Genomic DNA, 16939 nt, shown 5'->3' with positions numbered 1-16939 from the left:
TAAATGCAAGAAAGGTGCATTGAACTAATTGCTTTTCATCAGTTCATTTACATACTCCACTGTTTCAGGTTGATTTTTTTCAATTTCCTTTATTTTTTCAGCAAATTGCGGCAAATAGTCTTTATGTGCATAAAGCAATTCATCCAACAATGTTTTAGCCATTGTTCCACCTGGCACTAATGGGTTGATTGTGAAGGCTTGCAGTGCTGCACCGTAATCTCCATCAATAGCTGCTCGGATCGTGGTTTCTTCCATAGCTTTCATATTTTGAATCATGCCTCTGGCTGCTGGAGGACATGCTCCCCAGTTATACGGCTCTACTCCATGTCCTGTTACCGCACCAGAAACTTCTACAATACTATCATAAGGCAAGTCGGTTATTGTTCCGTTATTTTCAGTAGAAACGACCATATCTGTCCGTTTATCATTTTGAATAGAAGCAATGATTTCACAAGCAGCGTCACTGTAGTGGGTACCGCCACGTTGCGATAATTCTTCCGGTTTATAGTCTAATTTAGGATCTTTATATAGTTCAAATAGACGTGATTCTGTTTCTTTAACCACTTGTGCTCTGGTTTCGCCTCTTTCAAACTCTTCAATAGAATGTTTCAGCATTTCATCTTCAATATAATAATAGCGATGGTAACCACAAGGCAACAAACCTAAATCCTTGATTTGTTCATAATGGAAAGGAGCACTGTGAATGTTCTTCAAATGGTTGTCGTCTTCAGATTGATTAGGTCCATAGATCAAATCAATCAATTCTGCGGTTCTTTCTTTACCTGTTTTATCCCACACCCGATGCCAATGGAAATGATTGATCCCGGCAAATTTAAAGAACAACTCATCTTCTGGTATGCCTAACTTTTCCGAAGCTGCTGAGCAATGACCAATTGGAACATTACACAATCCAACGGTCTTCTTCCAACCTCCGTGTTTGATTGCCGCTTCTGTGACCATCCCTGCAGGATTTGTAAAATTGACCAACCATGCGTCTGGACAAATTTCTTTCATGTCTTCAATGATGTCTAAAATAACTGGAATCGTGCGGAACGCTTTAAACATTCCTCCTGCTCCATTTGTTTCTTGACCTAAAACACCATGCGACAATGGAATCCGTTCATCTTTTACTCGCGCTTCCAATAAACCTACTCGAAATTGCGTAGTGACAAAGTCAGCTCCTTCTAAAGCTGCTCTACGATCAAGTGTCAATTCAACATTCCAATCGAGTCCTGCTGCTTTGACCATCCGTTTTGCCATTTCACCTACAATTTCTAATTTTTCTTTACCAGCTTCAATATCGACCAAAACGATTTCTTTGATTGGCAATTGATCTTTCCGCTTGATATACCCTTCAATTAATTCCGGTGTATAACTAGAACCTCCACCAATTGTAACGATTTTTAATGCTTCTTTCGACATATGTAATTGTCCTCCTTCTTTTTAAAACCGCTTTCTTTTCCTGATTTGACTATACTGTATGTAATGCATTACATGTCAAGCGCTATTTTAAAAAAGAAACATTCAGCAAAAAAAATAAACTTGCTTCAAGAAAAAAGGATGAATTCTTAAAATTTTCTTATAATTAAACTGGAAATTAGCCTTTTGAGTTAAAAGCGACTATACTGTTAACAGAATATTTGTTCGAGGAGGAAAAAAATGAATTTTGTTGCACTGGATTTTGAAACAGCCAATCACCAACGGCACAGTGCTTGTTCTGTAGCGTTAACCATTGTACGAAACAGCCAAATTGTGGACCATTATTATTCTTTGATCAAACCTGAAACCGAATTTTTTTGGCGCAATATTCAGATCCATGGCATCCATGAACATGACGTGGCTGATGCACCAAACTTTGCCCGCGTCTGGGAAGACATTAAACCTTGTTTTAAAGAAAATAAATTAATTGTTGCTCATAATTTGCCGTTTGACCGTGGAGTTTTGCAAGGCAGTCTGGACTATTATGGTATTGAGCAGCCTCACTTTCAAACCCTTTGTACTGTTCAATCTAGTCGCAAACTGATTACTGAACTTCCTAATCATAAATTAAACACTGTTTGCGATCATTTAGGAATCAAATTGGAAAATCACCACCATGCTTTGGATGACAGCAATGCAAGTGCCGAAATTTTATTGTATTTAGAAAATCATTTTGGGACAGATCCCTTAAAAAAACTGGTTAAACATGTTTAGTTTTAGTTACACAAAAGCTCAAGCTATTAAATAAAGCAGCGGGGATTTTATTCCCCGCTGCTTTATTTTTTGGTTCTTTATCGAATTGTGTTGGTCATGCTTAATAATGAAATTTCCTCCGGAATTTACGCGTCTGCTTGCAAGAGCCATGGGAACGACTGGAGCCTTTCATGCCTCCAGCCTTTCAAGCCTCAAACGAAGCCTAACTGCTTCGTAATTCGCATTGAATCCTTTACATGGCTGCAAAGAGCCGCTATTCCTCCGAAAATTTTAAGTTGTGGAATAGACTCATTCTTCTTACCAACACTAAAAATAATAGAACCTATTTTTTTATTGGAAGCTACATACAGGAACCGTATTTGCTTTTGTCTTATCTTCTTTAGTTAATCAGCTTCTCCTATTAACCGACTCATTAAACAAACATCAAGATATACGCCGTCATCTTTTACCCCACGTTTCATGATAGCTTCTTGTTCAAAACCCAGCTTTTCGTATACGTGAATTGCCCGTTCATTCCGTTTTTGAACAGTTAATTCCAAACGCTTAATCACTTGCGAAGACTCGGCCCATTCAATCAAATCTTTTACTAACAACGTACCTAACCCCATACCCCAATACTCTTTTAAGATAGAAATACCCAATTCTCCGATATGCTTGATCTTAGGACTAGCACTCCCTTTGATAGAAGCCATGCCAATGATTATTTCGTCATCTAATGCTAATAATAAAAAGTTATTCTCAGATTCGTCAATGTTTTCAAGGTGACGTTTTTCTTCTTCAGGGGTAATCCCTGGGCCTTCAGCACCAACTGTCATAAAACCAGTCTCCAAAGAAGTTTGACGGATATGGTCTAGTACACCCGCCGCGTCGCTCGGTAGTGCAGTACGGATGGTAATAGCAACAGCTTCTTTTTCTGACATTTTATTCCCCCTCTTTTTCAGCTGAAATTTCATTAAAGCGATGTATTAATTCCGCATAATGTGGGCCTGTTGCTGTAAATGTGATTTCTCGTTCTGCTAGCTCTTCTCCGATTGGCTGCAATTTGATTTGAAGGTATTCGGTCGGTAAGTCTTCTGGGATAAATTTAGCCCATTCTACAACTGACACACCATCGCCTTCAAAATATTCCTCTAATCCTAAATCTGTCCCGCCTGTTTCTTCTAAACGGTAAACATCCATATGGTATAATGGCAATCTGCCGTCTAAGTACTCACGAATAATCGTATAAGTGGGACTTTTAATGACACGTTTTATCCCCAGCCCAACTGCCAATCCTTTAGTAAAGGTCGTTTTTCCAGCACCTAAATCTCCCTCTAATAAAATCAGATCTCCTGGGACCAATAAAGTTGCTAGTTTAGCTGCAATGTTTTTTGTTTCCGCTTCATTGTGTGCTTGAATTTTTTCCATTGTTTCCCCTCTTATCTTTTCATACATTATTTTCAAACCAAGGCTCTTCTATTGTAATGTACCAAGCGAAAAAAAGCGAAAAAATTCCGCCAGCAGCTGCGTTCAGACAGTTGCGGCGGATTTTCTTTACTTGCTGCAGACTGTAAACCTTCTGCCTTCAAATGCTCGATTTTCAATCTCATCGACTAAGGCAATGGCGTAATCTGCATAACTGATTTCGCTTTGACCCAAATGATTCGTCAGCAGAAAATCTGTTCCTATTTGATATTCTCCAGTTCTTTTTCCATTTGGTTCAAATGAGGCAGACGGACTGAGGTAAGTCCAATTTACATCGGTTGTTTCTTGTAACGTCTCTAAAGCTTTTTCCATATGAAAAGCTGTAGGCTTAGCTTCATCTGGAAAATCAGCTGTATCAACTAGTCGAGTTCCATCTGTTCTGTTAACAAACAAACTGCCGGCTCCGCCTACGACCAGCAAGCGTGGTTTTTTATGCCCTTTCAAAATATCAATCAGGTGTTCGATGCTCTTTTGATGCAGCTCTTCCCGTCCTTGCGGCGCTTTAAACGCATCTACTACTACATCCAAACCTTCGATATCATCGTAGGTCAAATCAAACAAATCTTTTTCGACTATATCCCAATCTTGATCTTCAAGCTTGCTGGCATTCCGAACAAGCGGGACAACCAAATACCCTCTATCTAAAGCTTCAGCCGTGATCCGTGAACCTGATTTTCCTGTAGCTCCTATAATTCCTATCCTCATGGTCTCTTCTCCTTTCGTTTCTTCCTACTTCTATTATAAAGAGTAGGTACTGGTAAGCGCAAACAATCTCCCCTAAGAAAAAAGAAAAGCAAAACTTAATCTAATCAAGTCTGCTTTTCTTTTAAAACGGTTTTAGTTCATTAAGCTTTGAGTAGCTGTGATGATAGCTAATTTGTATACGTCTTCTTCATTACATCCACGTGAAAGGTCAGAAATTGGTTTGTTTAATCCTTGTAAGATCGGTCCAATTGCTTCAAAGTTACCAAAGCGTTGTGCAATTTTGTAGCCAATATTTCCAGATTGCAATTCAGGGAAAACAAAAACAGTAGCTTGTCCGGCAACAGTTGAATCTGGTGCTTTTTGTTGACCAACAGAAGCGACATAAGCAGCATCAAATTGTAATTCGCCATCAATTTGGTATTGAGGAGCTAATTCTTGAGCAATTTTAGTTGCTTCTTCGACTTTTGTAGCTTCTTCCGCTTTAGCTGAGCCTTTAGTTGAAAAACTTAACATAGCGACTTTAGGATCAATTCCAAATAATTCAGCTGTTTTAGCACTTTCAACAGCAATTTCAGCTAATTCTTGAGCGTTCGGATTAACGTTGATCGCACAGTCTGAGAAAAGATATTTTTCATTATCGCGACCGCGCAGCATGATAAATGCTCCACTTGTACGGCTCACACCTGGTTTAGTTTTAATGATTTGCAATGCTGGACGAACTGTATCACCTGTTGAATGAACCGCTCCGCTGACTAAGCCGTCAACAACGCCCATATATGTTAACATTGTACCAAAATAATTCTCATCTTTGATCATTTCTCTTGCTTGCTCTGGAGTTACTTTTCCTTTACGGCGTTCAACAAATGCCTCAACCATTTTGTCTGTATCTTCATAGTTATTTTGGTCAATAATCTCAATGTTGTCCACATTAAATCCACGCTTTTTAGCAACTTCTTTAATTTCTTCTGGATTACCGATCAATACTGGATGAACCAATTCTTCTGCTTGCAAACGAACAACTGCGCCAATAATACGAGGTTCAGTTCCTTCTGGAAAAACAATACGGATATTCTTTCTTACAATATTAAACTTTAGACCATCAAATAATTCCACGTTAATTCCCTCCACATAATGTGTTTTTTCACTTCTAGTCTATCATACTATTTTCTAGTAAAAAATAACAGTTTTTTAGTGCTGTTTTATGAAAATACACTATATTTCTATACATTTTTCATATTTCTTTCATTTTTGATTAGTACAGTTTCATTTTCCCTGTTTTTTCCTGCCTTCCTTTGCTAAACTTTTTCGGGCAATTGCCAATTAATGGGTTCTTGTCCCATTTTAATTAAAGCAGCATTGGCTTTTGAAAATGGTTTTGAACCAAAAAAACCTCGATAAGCAGATAATGGACTAGGATGCGGAGAAGTAATAACGGTGTGCTTTGTTTCATCGATCAAACTTTTTTTCTTAATAGAAGGACTGCCCCATAAAATAAAGACCATAGGGACTTCTCGTTCATTTAATTTTTTGATGACCATATCTGTCACCTCTTCCCACCCTTTACCCCGATGAGAATGCGCTTCTCCTTGACGGACTGTCAAAACCGTATTCAGTAATAAGACACCTTGTTCTGCCCAAGATTTCAAATAACCATGTTTGACAGGCGGATAACCCAGATCACTTTCAAGCTCTTTGTAAATATTAAGCAACGAAGGCGGTATCTTCACATTCGGCTGTACTGAAAAGCTCAGTCCATGCGCTTGATGCGGACCATGGTAAGGATCTTGTCCTAGAATAACGACTTTTACTTCATGATACGGGGTCCATTCAAAGGCTTTCCAAATATGGTCCATTGCTGGATAAATAGTCTTTGTTCGGTATTCTTCTGCTAAAAAATGTTTGAGCTTTTCGTAAATTGGAGCTAAACTGGGCTGATTTAAAATAGGATCCCAGTCATTTTTAATTGGTATTACCATATAATTTCCGTCCTCTTTTCCGTCTCTTTTTCCTCTTCATCGTACTAAAGTTTTTGCTTTCCTACAAGTATTTAGACTACTTGCCCATTGCCCAGATATTCAAGAAAAAACGTGTATTCGTACTTTTTTTTACCAATAAATGGTAAACTAGACTAGATAAATGAAACTTAGGAGGAAATACAATCATGATTGAACTTATTGCATCGGATATGGATGGAACATTACTGAATGAACGGATGGTCATCTCAGAAACGAATGCTAAAGCTATCTTAGCAGCTCAAAAAAAAGGAATCAACTTTATGGTAGCCACGGGACGCGGCTATACAGAAGCTAAGCCTTTACTTGAAGAAGTGGGTATTTCGTGTCCATTGATCACCTTAAATGGAGCACAAGTTTATGATGAAGATGGCAACGTTATTGAAAATATCGGTATCAAAAAAGATACAGTCCGTGATATTTTGGAAAAAGTAAGAGCGTTGGGTCTTTACTGTGAGATGACTACTTCTCATGGAATTTACTCAGATAATAAAGCGAAACGTATCGAATCTGTGGCTTCATTGATTTATAAAACAAATCCTGATACTTCGTTTAAAATGGCTGTTGTCTTAGCTGCTGCCCGTTTAGAAATCATGAACATCAATTATGTTTCGCAGTATGAAGAACTTTTAGAAAACGATGCGATTGAAATTTTAAAAATGATCACGTTTAGTGAAGACGGGCCGACCGTTCTTGATCCGCTAGCTCAAGAATTAAATGTCTCAGGCGACTTAGCGATCACTGCTTCATTCATTAATAATATTGAAATCAACAACGTTAAGGCTCAAAAAGGATTAGCGTTGGCTCGGGCTGCAGAAAAACTAGGCATTTCTACAGAAAATGTAATGGCGCTCGGTGACAATTTCAATGATGTTTCTATGCTGCAAGTAGCTGGATATAGCGTGGCAGTCGACAACGCTGAAGAAGGTGTTAAAGCTCATGCCAAATACCTAACTTCCGCAAATAACGAAAATGGGGTAGCAGAATCTATTTTATTAGCTCTTAATAATAATATGGACCAACAATTAATTGATAAAAATTGATTTGACAAATCAGCTGAGAACAGTACAATAAGACTAATCATTCAGGCTTTTCATCAATAAGCCACTGAACTATAGGGGGAAATGAGCATGACAGATATCAAAAGAACATTAACGATTGCAGGCAGCGACTCTAGTGGCGGTGCTGGCATTCAAGCTGATTTAAAAACATTTGCTGAATATGGAACTTATGGGTTATCTGCTTTAACGGCCATTGCTACAATGGACCCTGATAACAACTGGAGTCATGGTGTAACAGCTATTGATGTTCCCGTGTTAGAAGCCCAATTAAAAACTGTTTTTGCAAGTGATCACAAAATTGCTGCAATGAAAACGGGTATGTTGCCGAACGTAGCCATTATTAAGGTCATTGCCAAAGCAATTAAAGAGCAACAATTAGAAAATATTGTGATTGACCCTGTAATGGTATGTAAAGGCGAAGATGAAGTATTAAACCCAGAAAATGCAGAAGCATTACGCGACATTTTAACGCCTCTCGCAACTGTCATCACCCCTAATTTATTTGAAGCTGGAGAATTATCCGGTTTGGGCAAATTAACAACTTTAGAAGATATGAAAAAAGCAGCAGAAAAAATTCATGATTTAGGTGCAAAAAATGTTGTGATCAAAGGTGGAAAAGCTCTAGAAGGAGATAAAGCCATTGATTTATTCTATGACGGATCAGAATTTACAGTTTTAGAAACTGAAAAAATTTCCCCTGCTTATAATCATGGTGCAGGCTGCACATTTGCAGCAGCTATTACAGCTGGCTTAGCACAAGGACTAACAGTTAAAGAAGCTACTTTAAAAGCAAAAGATTTTGTTTCTGAAGCCATTCGCAGCGGTTTTAAATACAACCAATATATCGGTTCTGTTTTCCACAGCGGTTACCGTTTAGCAAAACAAGACTCTATCTAATTCAATAGGTAAGCCATCTATTCTTTAATGGATAGATGGCTTTTTTTATTCTATGTCAATCATGTTGGTAATTTTAAAAAAATGAAAAATTATTCGTTCTCTAGCGCTGGTAAGAAAATTTCCTCCGGACTACGGGATTGCTTGCGGAAAGCCATGGGACCGTCTTGAGCTGAAGAACGTGTTTCAAAACGTACAAGCTTTGTCATGGCTGTTGCTGCTTCAGCAGTTTTACGGACATGATACACTTGGGCGCATGCCCACAGTGCTTCCTTTTCTCGGTATTCTTTTCCATGGCTACAAGCAACTCCCTCTTCCTCCAAAATTTCTGAGTGGTATTTCTAAATCGTTTTGAATAAAAAGAAAATCAGTTTTGTTACTGACCAACGTCAAATGTTGTACAACCAAATGAAATCTCTTAAAAACTGTTAGCCTCCTTTTATGATTTCTGTAAAGGTAACAAGTTATTTCCTGATCTCGTCATTACTAGTGGAGAGGTCATTTTAAAGGAAGGAGGAAATTGAATGGAAACGAGTCCAGAGTGGCTTTCTGTGATTGCAGAAATTATCGGCAGCCTTGGTTTTCCAATTTTTGTCGCTTGGTTTCTATTGCAACGAATGGAGTCTAAACTAGATGAGTTGGTTAAAGCTATTCAAGATTTGAATCATGTTTTTAAAATGAACGGCTAATAAAAGCAGCTGGAGTAAGAAGTTTTTTTTCTTGCTCCAGCTATTTTTTACATTCTGCTGGGGAGTTAAAAGAAATCTTAATTAATGAATCTTTTATTTAAAGCTTTAATAGATCCTTTTCGCTTCTATCGTTCTATCCTCTTATTTAGATTTTAAATCCTTGAAGGAAGTTGGCCTATTTGTAGCTCTTCGTTTTTGGTCTTTTTTTTGTTATACTAATAGAACAGGAAGAGAAAATGATTTTTATTCAAGCAAGAGTAAAAACAGAGAACTACTAACTCGAGGTGAGTAAAGAATGGTTCATCTTTATATGAAACAAGCTTATGTATCGCTTCAAAATCGAATTATCGTTAAAGACGAAGCGGGCAAAGATATTTTTTTGATTATTGGAAAATGGGGCAGAATAGGCGATGGCCTTTCTTTATATGCGATGGATGGCACATTACTAGTGGAAGTAAAACAAACCGTTTTATCCGTTTTCCCTAAATTTAATATTTATGTTGCTGGCGATAAAGTAGCCTCTATCTCTAAACAACCAGGAATAAAAGGTCCTTATTTTAAAGTAAGTCAGTTAAATTGGATCGTAAAAGGCGATTTCTATAATCATCACTATACTGTTCAACATCGGCTGCAGACTATTATGCAGATGGAAAAAGCCTATTTGCCTTTTGGTGACTTTTACGCTCTTTCCATTACTCATTCACAAGATATCCCCATTTGCTTGTGTATCGCTGTTATTGTTGATCATCTTACATTAACAAGACTACCTGCTAAAGCAAAAAGAAAATCTTATTTGCCTATCTAATCAAATAAAAAAATCTGTCTTTCCTTTTAGTGTTCACGCAAAAGGAAAGACAGATTTTTTATTTACTAATTTGGTATTGCATATGGTCATATTGATGGCCACTTAGCGTGTTTTCTCCGACAGTTTGGTACCCCATTTTTCGGTACAAAGACTGAGCCGTTGCATTCTCTTGGTCACAATTTAATCCAATGATGGTTTCTCCCTGAGCTGCAGCCACCTTAGGAAGTGCAGCTAATAATTCCATAGCTACTCCTTGTTTTCGATAATCAACAGAGGTTACTAATGTATCAAGATACCATTCCCCAGGACGTGTTTCAGAGTCCGTAAACAACTGTACTTCTCCTAAACCAGCCTTCTGCAGCAAATCTGTTAATACTTGATCAATATACGGTTCTAATTCTCCTTTATACCCATAAGCGACACCGGCTATTTGATTTTCGCGTAGACAAACAATTGCTCGTCGGTAACTGTACCGGTAATCGTCGCTTTCCATTGCTTTATGAAGGAGAGTCTTTAACTGCTGCTCTGGAATAATCTCTAGAGCCGGCAACTCCATATCTTGTAAAACGATCCAAACCAATTCGAGCATCTGCTCAATATCTTTTTTTTCAGCTTGTCTTATCATATTCACTACACCCCTTACTTCTCTTTACAACTATAGCTAATTAATTCGTAGATATCAACTGATCTTCCAATAAATTGATTGTCTACGTACTTATTAACAAATCATGTCAGATTTTCTTACACAGTCAGATGATATACTGGTTGCAATCCTTTTAAAGTTAAATTAAAATAAATTCTTATATAGGAGGAGGAAATTTATGAATAAGCACAATCGTTTACTATTTTTAACAGCAGCAATTTTATTAATCGGTACTATTTTTTCTGTTTTACAGCCTCAAAGTGTTTCTGCAAAAACAGCGGACGGCAAATACCTTATTGGAACTGACGTTACTTTTGCGCCCTTTGAATATCAAAATGCGGACGGCAAATATATTGGAATCGACATGGATTTATTAAATGCGATTGCTGAAGACCAAGGCTTCGAATATGAACTCAAACCATTAGGATTCAGCGCAGCTTTGCAGGCACTTGAATCGAACCAAATCGATGGTATGATTGCCGGGATGAGTATTACTGATGAGCGAAAAGCTACTTTTGATTTCTCAGAGCCTTACTTTGAAAGTGGTGTAGTCATGGCCGTGGCTGCATCGAATGATGACATTACGAGCTACCAAGATTTAAGTGGCAAAACAGTTGCGGTCAAAACAGGTACGACCGGTTCAGCTTTTGCAGAATCCATTCAAAAAGAATACGGTTTTAAACTAAACACTTTTGAAGATTCTGCTAATATGTATGAAGACGTTCAAGCCGGCAACTCAGATACGGCTTTTGAAGACTATCCTGTTATGGCCTACGCTCTTAAAAACGACCGTTTAAAATTAAAAATCCCAACTAAACCAGAACCAGGCGACAATTATGGTTTTGCAGTAAACAAAGGAATGAATCCTGAATTAATTGAAATGTTCAACAACGGCTTGGTCAATATCCGAGCTAACGGCAAATACCAGGAAATTTTAGATACCTATATTGGCGAAAATTCTACAGCCTCAGCTGCTAACATCGGCTTTTTGGGACTAATCAAAGAAAATAGCAGTGAATTAATAAAAGGATTAGGCCGTACATTGGGCTTAACATTGGCTGCTTTTGTCATCGCTTCTATTGTCGGTGTTCTATTAGGACTTTTCAGCACTTCGCCAAATAAAGGATTGAATTGGATCGCTTCGCTTTATGTCGATTTATTTCGTGGCATTCCTTTAATCGTTTTGGCTTTCTTTGTTTACTTTTCCATTCCGCAACTCCTTGATTTACGTCTTTCAGCGACAATTGCCGGAATCATTACTCTTAGTTTGAATACAGCGGCTTATATTGCTGAACTCGTACGCGGAGGTATTTTGGCAGTCGATAAAGGCCAGCTAGAAGCAGCTCGGAGTCTAGGGCTTCCGTACAATCTTTCTATGCGGAAAATTATTCTTCCTCAAGCTGTCAAAATTATGATTCCATCATTTATCAACCAGTTTGTTATTACGTTGAAGGATACTTCTATCTTATCTGTTATTGGGATAGTCGAATTAACTCAAACCGGAAAAATTATTATTTCCCGCACATTTTCATCTGGGAATATGTGGTTAGTTGTAGCTTTAATGTACCTGATCGTGATCACTATTTTAACGAAACTTTCAAATTATTTGGAAAGGAAATTACAAAATGACTAAATTAAAAGTAGAGAATCTTAAAAAAAACTTTGGTTCATTAGAAGTTTTAAAAGACTTGAATGTTGAAATCCAAGAAGGCGAAGTTGTTTGCATCATCGGTCCCTCCGGATCAGGAAAAAGCACCTTTTTACGTTGTCTCAACCAATTAGAAGATATTACCGGCGGAAAAGTTATCATCGATAATCATGACCTAAACGATTCTTCTCAAAATATCAACAAAATAAGAGAAAATATCGGAATGGTATTCCAACACTTTAACTTGTTTCCGCACTTAACTGTCTTGGAAAATATTACTTTAGCTCCTAAAGAATTAAAGAATAAAAAAGAGGCTGATATTAAAAAAAGAGCACTAGAGTTATTAGAAACAGTCGGGCTGTCTGAAAAAGCGAATGATTATCCCAATTCTTTATCAGGAGGACAAAAGCAACGTGTCGCTATCGCACGCGCTTTAGCGATGGAACCTGATATCATGCTGTTTGACGAGCCGACCAGTGCTTTGGATCCTGAAATGGTTGGAGATGTATTAGCCGTTATGCAGCTCTTAGCTCGTCAAGGAATGACAATGGTGGTCGTTACTCATGAAATGGGATTTGCTAAGGAAGTGGCCGATCGCGTTATTTTTATGGATGGCGGTTATATTGTCGAAGAAGGTACACCTGAAGAAGTATTCAACCATCCTGCACATAGCCGTACACAGGATTTCTTAAATAAAGTACTTGTCTAAATAGAAAGGAAACTGTCTGTTGAAAAGCAGGCAGTTTTTTGCGTCTTACTTTTTTATTCGCCTTTAAACCTATACCCGATAGTGGATAAATTGGTTTATCCGCGGTATGATTAAGTTACTATATCCTAAGGAGGTTTGGTTTGGTATGTTTATAGAAATAACTGAATCTGCACAACAACGAATTGCTGCAGCTCAAGCCCTTAAACCTGGTAAATTAATTGTCTATTATGAATCTCGCATTGGCTGTATTTGCGGAAATAACGGCATTTTCACTTTAAAAATCACACAAAAAGAAAATCCTGAAGTAGATGCTACTATTAAAACAACACTAGGCGATTTGCCTATTCAAGGGTGGAGTTTGGATTTTCTAGATGAACAAATGAAGTTAGATTTCAGCGAAGAAAAACATGCTTTAATTTTAAGAGGAACCGGTGGATTGATCAACCCAAATGTGATGATCACCGATGACTCAGACGCTTCTGTTTTCTTGGCTTTACACTAACTATTAAAAAGAAGAGGTACAAAAGGAATGCATTCCTTCTGTACCTCTTCTCATTTTCATATTTTATTTGTTAAAAAATAGTTTTAACAGCGGTGGCGTTACAAGTGTTGTTACGATAACAACAATGATCATAGGAGTATAATAGTCAATTGGAATCAGATTATTTTCTAATCCCATCGCAATCACGATCAACGCTACTTCTCCTCGTGAAATCATTCCTGCTCCAATCCCCATTGAAGAACGGTTATTGAACCCGGATAAACGTGCACCCAGTCCTGCCCCCACAAATTTTGTAGCAATCGCAACGACTGACAAAATAATGGTGAAGGCTAATTGGTCTTTGATCCCATTAAACGAAACGGCTAAACCAATACTTGCAAAAAAGATGGGAACAAAAATACCATAAGCTATAGATTCTATTTTTGTTTCTACTTCTTTCTTATAGTTCGTTTGTCCAACAGCAATCCCTGCAATAAATGTCCCAATAATTCCTGCAACTCCTAAAGATTCGGCAAAAAAGGCAAACGCAAAGCACACGATCAACGCTCCGCTTAATAACGGTTCAGTTACTTTTAGTTTTGAAAACAATCTGATAAAGGTAGGAACGATCCATTTTGAAATCAAAAGACTCACTACAAAGAATGCAACGATTTTCCCTAATAATGAAACCAAATTAACATTTGTTCCCATAAAGAAACTCATATCCAATGCCAGCAAAATAACGACCACAATATCATCTATTACGGCAGCACCAAGTAATGTCGAACCTTCTTTACTTTGCAACCAGCCCAGCTCTTTTAACGTTTGCACTGAGATGCTGACAGATGTTGCCGACAAAATCAGACCTAGGAAAATGGCTTCCGGAACAGATAAGCCATAAGCGTATCCACCGATAAATCCTCCAAAAATAGGAAATAAAACTCCTAAAAAGGCTACAAGTATAGAAGACTTCTTATTTTTATTTAAGTCGGTTAAATTGGTCTCCAGACCTGCCAAGAACATCAAGAGTAACACACCGATGTCACTAAATACTTTTAGGATTTCTGTGTCTTGTATCCAGCCTAATAATGCTGGTCCAATAATGATTCCGATAATGATTTTTCCCAAGACAGAAGGTTGTCCCAACCGGATGCTCAATTGCCCTGCTAACTTTGTAGCTATTAAAATAATTAAAAACTGTAAAATAAACATTTATCCACTCCTACTACTTTTTGAGATAAAAAAATAGAGTGTTGGTCATTTGCAACGCTCAAATTCCCTTCTATTTTTTAATAACTAGTCCATTATACTGTTTTTTATAATAATTTTCTTTAAAAATTAAATAGTTATAATTATTTTTTTAAAAAAATATTCATCCTGCTGTTTTTGCAGGATGAACGGTTTTTAATCTAATTCTTCTTTGATTCTTTCAGCTATTTTAAGTGGTATCCCTAAAGCTTTATATTCAGATACGTCGGCTTCTTTAGCTTTCTTCAATGACTTAAATTGTTTTAAAATTTTAGTTCGTGTTTTTGGCCCAACGCCTTCGATTTGATCTAATTTTGAAGATAAACTATTTTTACTGCGCAATTGACGATGAAACGTAATAGCAAAGCGATGGACTTCATCTTGAACGCGCTGAACTAAGTAGAACGCTTGGCTAGTGGGTTTCAGTTTGATTTCTTCATGTTCTTCTCCAAAAATCAACGAAGAAGTCCGGTGCTTATTGTCTTTGACCATTCCAGCTACGGGAATCGACAATCCTAATTCATTTTCTAAAATGTCGATAGCAGCATTTACTTGAATTTTTCCGCCATCCATTAAAATCAAATCCGGCAATGGTTTATTTTCTTTAAGAAGGCGCTCATAACGTCTGCGAACTACTTCTTCTGTAGTCGCCATTTCATTGCTGCCATGAACCGTTTTAATTTTGTATTTACGGTAATTGCTTTTATCAGGTTGTCCATCTTTAAAAGAAACCATTGCTGAAACTGGATTTGTTCCTTGGATGTTCGAATGGTCAAAAGCTTCGATCCGCTTGATATACGGCAATCCCATTGCTTCTGATAATTCTTTTACAGCCCCTACTGTTTTACGGTCATCCATCTCAATTAATTTAAACTTCTCGTTTAAAGCAATCTCGCTGTTTTTAGTAGCTAGATCCAGCATATCTTTTTTTCGGCCTCTAACAGGGATTTTTACAGCAATGCCTAAAACTTCTGCTAAGACAGTTGTTTCTACTTCTTGCGGAACAAGGATTTCTTTAGGTAAAAGATGGTTTTCCTCTTGATAAAATTGAACAATATAAGAAGCTAATTCTTCTTCTGGAGAATCGTAGCAAGGAAAGATCGTAGCTTCTCGTTTAATCAGCGTAGCTTGGCGAATGAAAAAGACTTGAATTGAAATCCAGCCTTTATTCATATAAAAACTGAACACATCGCGTGTTGTGTAGTCATTCGTAATAATATTTTGTCTTTCAACTGTTGTTTCAATATAATGGATTTGGTCGCGGTATTCAGCTGCTCGTTCATAGACTTGCTCAGCAGCAGCTTGCATCATCTTAGCACGCAGCTCTTTTTTTACTTCTTTAACGTCTCCATTTAAAAAGCGTTTGATGTTTTCAATTTGCGTTTTATACTCTTCCACAGGAACCTCGTGATCACAAGGACCCAAACATTGACCCATATGATAATATAAACAAGCTCTCTTTTGACTTCCATTGCATCTTCTGAGTGGATAAATTTTTTGAATAAAGTGTTGCGTCTCACTCGCTGCATAAACATTTGGATAAGGCCCAAAATAAATACCGCCATCTTTTTTTACTTCTGAGGTGATAATCAATTGCGGATCTCGTTCGTTAGTGATCTTTAAATAGGGATAACTTGTGCCTTGTTTTAATTTGATATTGTATTTAGGTTGGTGCTTCTTGATCAATGTGATCTCCAACAATAGAGATTCTTTATCGGTTGCCGTAATAATCGTTTCGAAGTCCACGATTTCTTTCACTAGCAATTCAGTTTTGCCTTCATGGGTTCCTCTAAAATAAGAGCGAACTCGGTTTTTTAAATTTTTAGCTTTTCCAATATAAATAATGTCATTTTCACTGTTTTTCATTAAGTAGCATCCAGGCAAATCAGGAAGCAACAGTAATTTATTATTAATATGTTCACTAGTCATTTTTTACTCCCATTCCTTATGCATAATCCAAACGTACTTATTTTACAACCCCCTGGTGCTATTGTAAAGTTTTCTGCTTATTTTTTCCGTGTAAATGCTAAAAACACACCCTGAAAGTTAGATTTTTTCTAACTTTCAGGGTGCAATGCATTATCGTTATTTTTTAATAGTCTCTTTATTTCTTTGTTTGGCTAAATAAAAATAAATTGTTGAATGAACTGTAATCGCAGTAACCTACCAATACATCTTGATAGCGGTAGCTTTCGCCTAATTTCACTTCTTTATTTTGTACTTTTTCTTGAATATCTAAAGCAATTTTTTGATATAAGTCATCAATATCTTCATCGTCGATTGGACCGTGCTTAACTTCCCAAGCTTCTAAAAAAGCTGCTTCATCTTTATCTTGATAAAAGTCGATACTAACTTGTTCAGCCAATTCATTCACCATTCCTTCATGT

General features: G+C 37.2%; 18 protein-coding genes. 8 read left to right on the top strand and 10 right to left on the bottom strand.

What is annotated here, in order from left to right:
- Nucleotides 1-24: 24 nt before the first annotated feature.
- The gene (locus BR87_RS10545; protein WP_035031924.1) at nt 25-1422 is read right to left on the bottom strand and encodes a 6-phospho-beta-glucosidase; all 1398 of its coding nucleotides are present in this window, start codon (nt 1420-1422) and stop codon (nt 25-27) included.
- A gap of 237 nt (nt 1423-1659) precedes the next feature.
- Between BR87_RS10545 and BR87_RS10540 the strand changes: the two genes are divergently transcribed.
- The gene (locus BR87_RS10540; RefSeq protein WP_035031921.1) at nt 1660-2193 is read left to right on the top strand and encodes a 3'-5' exonuclease; all 534 of its coding nucleotides are present in this window, start codon (nt 1660-1662) and stop codon (nt 2191-2193) included.
- A 383-nt stretch (nt 2194-2576) separates the two neighbouring features.
- On the opposite strand, the gene BR87_RS10535 is transcribed toward BR87_RS10540, so the two are convergent.
- The 5 genes from BR87_RS10535 to BR87_RS10515 all read right to left on the bottom strand — a co-directional run bounded on the left by BR87_RS10535 (nt 2577) and on the right by BR87_RS10515 (nt 6338).
- Nucleotides 2577-3113, bottom strand: coding sequence for a GNAT family N-acetyltransferase (locus tag BR87_RS10535; RefSeq protein WP_035031918.1), 537 nt, complete (start codon nt 3111-3113; stop codon nt 2577-2579).
- Nucleotide 3114: 1 nt separating this feature from the next.
- Complete coding sequence (gene tsaE, locus BR87_RS10530) at nt 3115-3600, bottom strand: tRNA (adenosine(37)-N6)-threonylcarbamoyltransferase complex ATPase subunit type 1 TsaE (RefSeq protein ID WP_035031916.1); 486 nt, start codon at nt 3598-3600, stop codon at nt 3115-3117.
- 126 nt (nt 3601-3726) lie between these two features.
- Nucleotides 3727-4362, bottom strand: a complete 636-nt coding sequence (locus BR87_RS10525; protein ID WP_035031913.1) for an NAD(P)-dependent oxidoreductase — start codon at nt 4360-4362, stop codon at nt 3727-3729.
- A 132-nt stretch (nt 4363-4494) separates the two neighbouring features.
- Nucleotides 4495-5475: a phosphate acetyltransferase gene (gene pta / locus BR87_RS10520; RefSeq protein ID WP_035031910.1), complete on the bottom strand. Its 981-nt coding sequence runs from the start codon at nt 5473-5475 to the stop codon at nt 4495-4497.
- Between the two features lie 182 nt (nt 5476-5657).
- Nucleotides 5658-6338, bottom strand: a complete 681-nt coding sequence (locus BR87_RS10515) for a uracil-DNA glycosylase (protein WP_035031907.1) — start codon at nt 6336-6338, stop codon at nt 5658-5660.
- Between the two features lie 185 nt (nt 6339-6523).
- Here BR87_RS10515 and BR87_RS10510 point away from each other — a divergent pair, with 185 nt between their 5' ends.
- The 4 genes from BR87_RS10510 to BR87_RS10500 all read left to right on the top strand — a co-directional run bounded on the left by BR87_RS10510 (nt 6524) and on the right by BR87_RS10500 (nt 9823).
- The gene (locus BR87_RS10510) at nt 6524-7417 is read left to right on the top strand and encodes a Cof-type HAD-IIB family hydrolase (RefSeq protein ID WP_035031905.1); all 894 of its coding nucleotides are present in this window, start codon (nt 6524-6526) and stop codon (nt 7415-7417) included.
- A gap of 87 nt (nt 7418-7504) precedes the next feature.
- A complete protein-coding gene (gene thiD / locus BR87_RS10505; protein WP_035031902.1) occupies nt 7505-8332 on the top strand; it encodes a bifunctional hydroxymethylpyrimidine kinase/phosphomethylpyrimidine kinase in 828 nt (275 codons plus the stop codon).
- A 521-nt stretch (nt 8333-8853) separates the two neighbouring features.
- On the top strand, nt 8854-9018 hold the full coding sequence (locus BR87_RS12895) for a YvrJ family protein (RefSeq protein ID WP_084683607.1): 165 nt from the start codon (nt 8854-8856) through the stop codon (nt 9016-9018).
- Between the two features lie 295 nt (nt 9019-9313).
- The gene (locus tag BR87_RS10500; RefSeq protein WP_035031901.1) at nt 9314-9823 is read left to right on the top strand and encodes an LURP-one-related/scramblase family protein; all 510 of its coding nucleotides are present in this window, start codon (nt 9314-9316) and stop codon (nt 9821-9823) included.
- Nucleotides 9824-9881: 58 nt separating this feature from the next.
- Here the strand turns inward: BR87_RS10500 and BR87_RS10495 are convergent, their stop codons facing one another.
- Nucleotides 9882-10448: a GNAT family N-acetyltransferase gene (locus tag BR87_RS10495; RefSeq protein WP_035031898.1), complete on the bottom strand. Its 567-nt coding sequence runs from the start codon at nt 10446-10448 to the stop codon at nt 9882-9884.
- 196 nt (nt 10449-10644) lie between these two features.
- Between BR87_RS10495 and BR87_RS10490 the strand changes: the two genes are divergently transcribed.
- From BR87_RS10490 to BR87_RS10480, 3 genes are all read left to right on the top strand, one after another.
- A complete protein-coding gene (locus BR87_RS10490) occupies nt 10645-12099 on the top strand; it encodes an amino acid ABC transporter substrate-binding protein/permease (RefSeq protein WP_035031895.1) in 1455 nt (484 codons plus the stop codon).
- Nucleotides 12092-12823, top strand: coding sequence for an amino acid ABC transporter ATP-binding protein (locus tag BR87_RS10485; RefSeq protein ID WP_035031892.1), 732 nt, complete (start codon nt 12092-12094; stop codon nt 12821-12823). The genes BR87_RS10490 and BR87_RS10485 overlap by 8 nt, the downstream gene beginning before the upstream one ends.
- A gap of 145 nt (nt 12824-12968) precedes the next feature.
- Nucleotides 12969-13325 (top strand): iron-sulfur cluster biosynthesis family protein, encoded by a 357-nt coding sequence (locus tag BR87_RS10480; RefSeq protein WP_035031889.1) that lies wholly within the window; start codon nt 12969-12971, stop codon nt 13323-13325.
- Nucleotides 13326-13388: 63 nt separating this feature from the next.
- On the opposite strand, the gene BR87_RS10475 is transcribed toward BR87_RS10480, so the two are convergent.
- From BR87_RS10475 to BR87_RS10465, 3 genes are all read right to left on the bottom strand, one after another.
- Nucleotides 13389-14516, bottom strand: coding sequence for a cation:proton antiporter (locus BR87_RS10475; RefSeq protein ID WP_035031886.1), 1128 nt, complete (start codon nt 14514-14516; stop codon nt 13389-13391).
- Between the two features lie 192 nt (nt 14517-14708).
- On the bottom strand, nt 14709-16481 hold the full coding sequence (uvrC, locus tag BR87_RS10470) for an excinuclease ABC subunit UvrC (RefSeq protein ID WP_035031883.1): 1773 nt from the start codon (nt 16479-16481) through the stop codon (nt 14709-14711).
- A 175-nt stretch (nt 16482-16656) separates the two neighbouring features.
- Nucleotides 16657-16929, bottom strand: coding sequence for a hypothetical protein (locus BR87_RS10465; protein ID WP_035031880.1), 273 nt, complete (start codon nt 16927-16929; stop codon nt 16657-16659).
- Nucleotides 16930-16939: the final 10 nt, after the last annotated feature.

This window comes from Carnobacterium mobile DSM 4848 (assembly GCF_000744825.1).
In the GTDB taxonomy this organism is placed as follows: domain Bacteria; phylum Bacillota; class Bacilli; order Lactobacillales; family Carnobacteriaceae; genus Carnobacterium_A; species Carnobacterium_A mobile.
The sequence above is the reverse complement of the archived record's forward strand: the minus strand, read 5'-3'. Positions and strand labels throughout refer to the sequence as shown.

Bases quoted from the DNA above. Each gene is read 5' to 3' on its own strand.
- BR87_RS10545 (WP_035031924.1), bottom strand. From the start codon at position 1,422: ATGTCGAAAGAAGCATTAAAAATCGTTACAATTGGTGGAGGTTCTAGT.
- BR87_RS10540 (WP_035031921.1), top strand. From the start codon at position 1,660: ATGAATTTTGTTGCACTGGATTTTGAAACAGCCAATCACCAACGGCAC.
- BR87_RS10535 (WP_035031918.1), bottom strand. From the start codon at position 3,113: ATGTCAGAAAAAGAAGCTGTTGCTATTACCATCCGTACTGCACTACCG.
- tsaE (WP_035031916.1), bottom strand. From the start codon at position 3,600: ATGGAAAAAATTCAAGCACACAATGAAGCGGAAACAAAAAACATTGCA.
- BR87_RS10525 (WP_035031913.1), bottom strand. From the start codon at position 4,362: ATGAGGATAGGAATTATAGGAGCTACAGGAAAATCAGGTTCACGGATC.
- BR87_RS10515 (WP_035031907.1), bottom strand. From the start codon at position 6,338: ATGGTAATACCAATTAAAAATGACTGGGATCCTATTTTAAATCAGCCC.
- BR87_RS10510 (WP_035031905.1), top strand. From the start codon at position 6,524: ATGATTGAACTTATTGCATCGGATATGGATGGAACATTACTGAATGAA.
- thiD (WP_035031902.1), top strand. From the start codon at position 7,505: ATGACAGATATCAAAAGAACATTAACGATTGCAGGCAGCGACTCTAGT.
- BR87_RS12895 (WP_084683607.1), top strand. From the start codon at position 8,854: ATGGAAACGAGTCCAGAGTGGCTTTCTGTGATTGCAGAAATTATCGGC.
- BR87_RS10500 (WP_035031901.1), top strand. From the start codon at position 9,314: ATGGTTCATCTTTATATGAAACAAGCTTATGTATCGCTTCAAAATCGA.
- BR87_RS10495 (WP_035031898.1), bottom strand. From the start codon at position 10,448: ATGATAAGACAAGCTGAAAAAAAAGATATTGAGCAGATGCTCGAATTG.
- BR87_RS10490 (WP_035031895.1), top strand. From the start codon at position 10,645: ATGAATAAGCACAATCGTTTACTATTTTTAACAGCAGCAATTTTATTA.
- BR87_RS10485 (WP_035031892.1), top strand. From the start codon at position 12,092: ATGACTAAATTAAAAGTAGAGAATCTTAAAAAAAACTTTGGTTCATTA.
- BR87_RS10480 (WP_035031889.1), top strand. From the start codon at position 12,969: ATGTTTATAGAAATAACTGAATCTGCACAACAACGAATTGCTGCAGCT.
- BR87_RS10475 (WP_035031886.1), bottom strand. From the start codon at position 14,516: ATGTTTATTTTACAGTTTTTAATTATTTTAATAGCTACAAAGTTAGCA.
- uvrC (WP_035031883.1), bottom strand. From the start codon at position 16,481: ATGACTAGTGAACATATTAATAATAAATTACTGTTGCTTCCTGATTTG.
- BR87_RS10465 (WP_035031880.1), bottom strand. From the start codon at position 16,929: ATGGTGAATGAATTGGCTGAACAAGTTAGTATCGACTTTTATCAAGAT.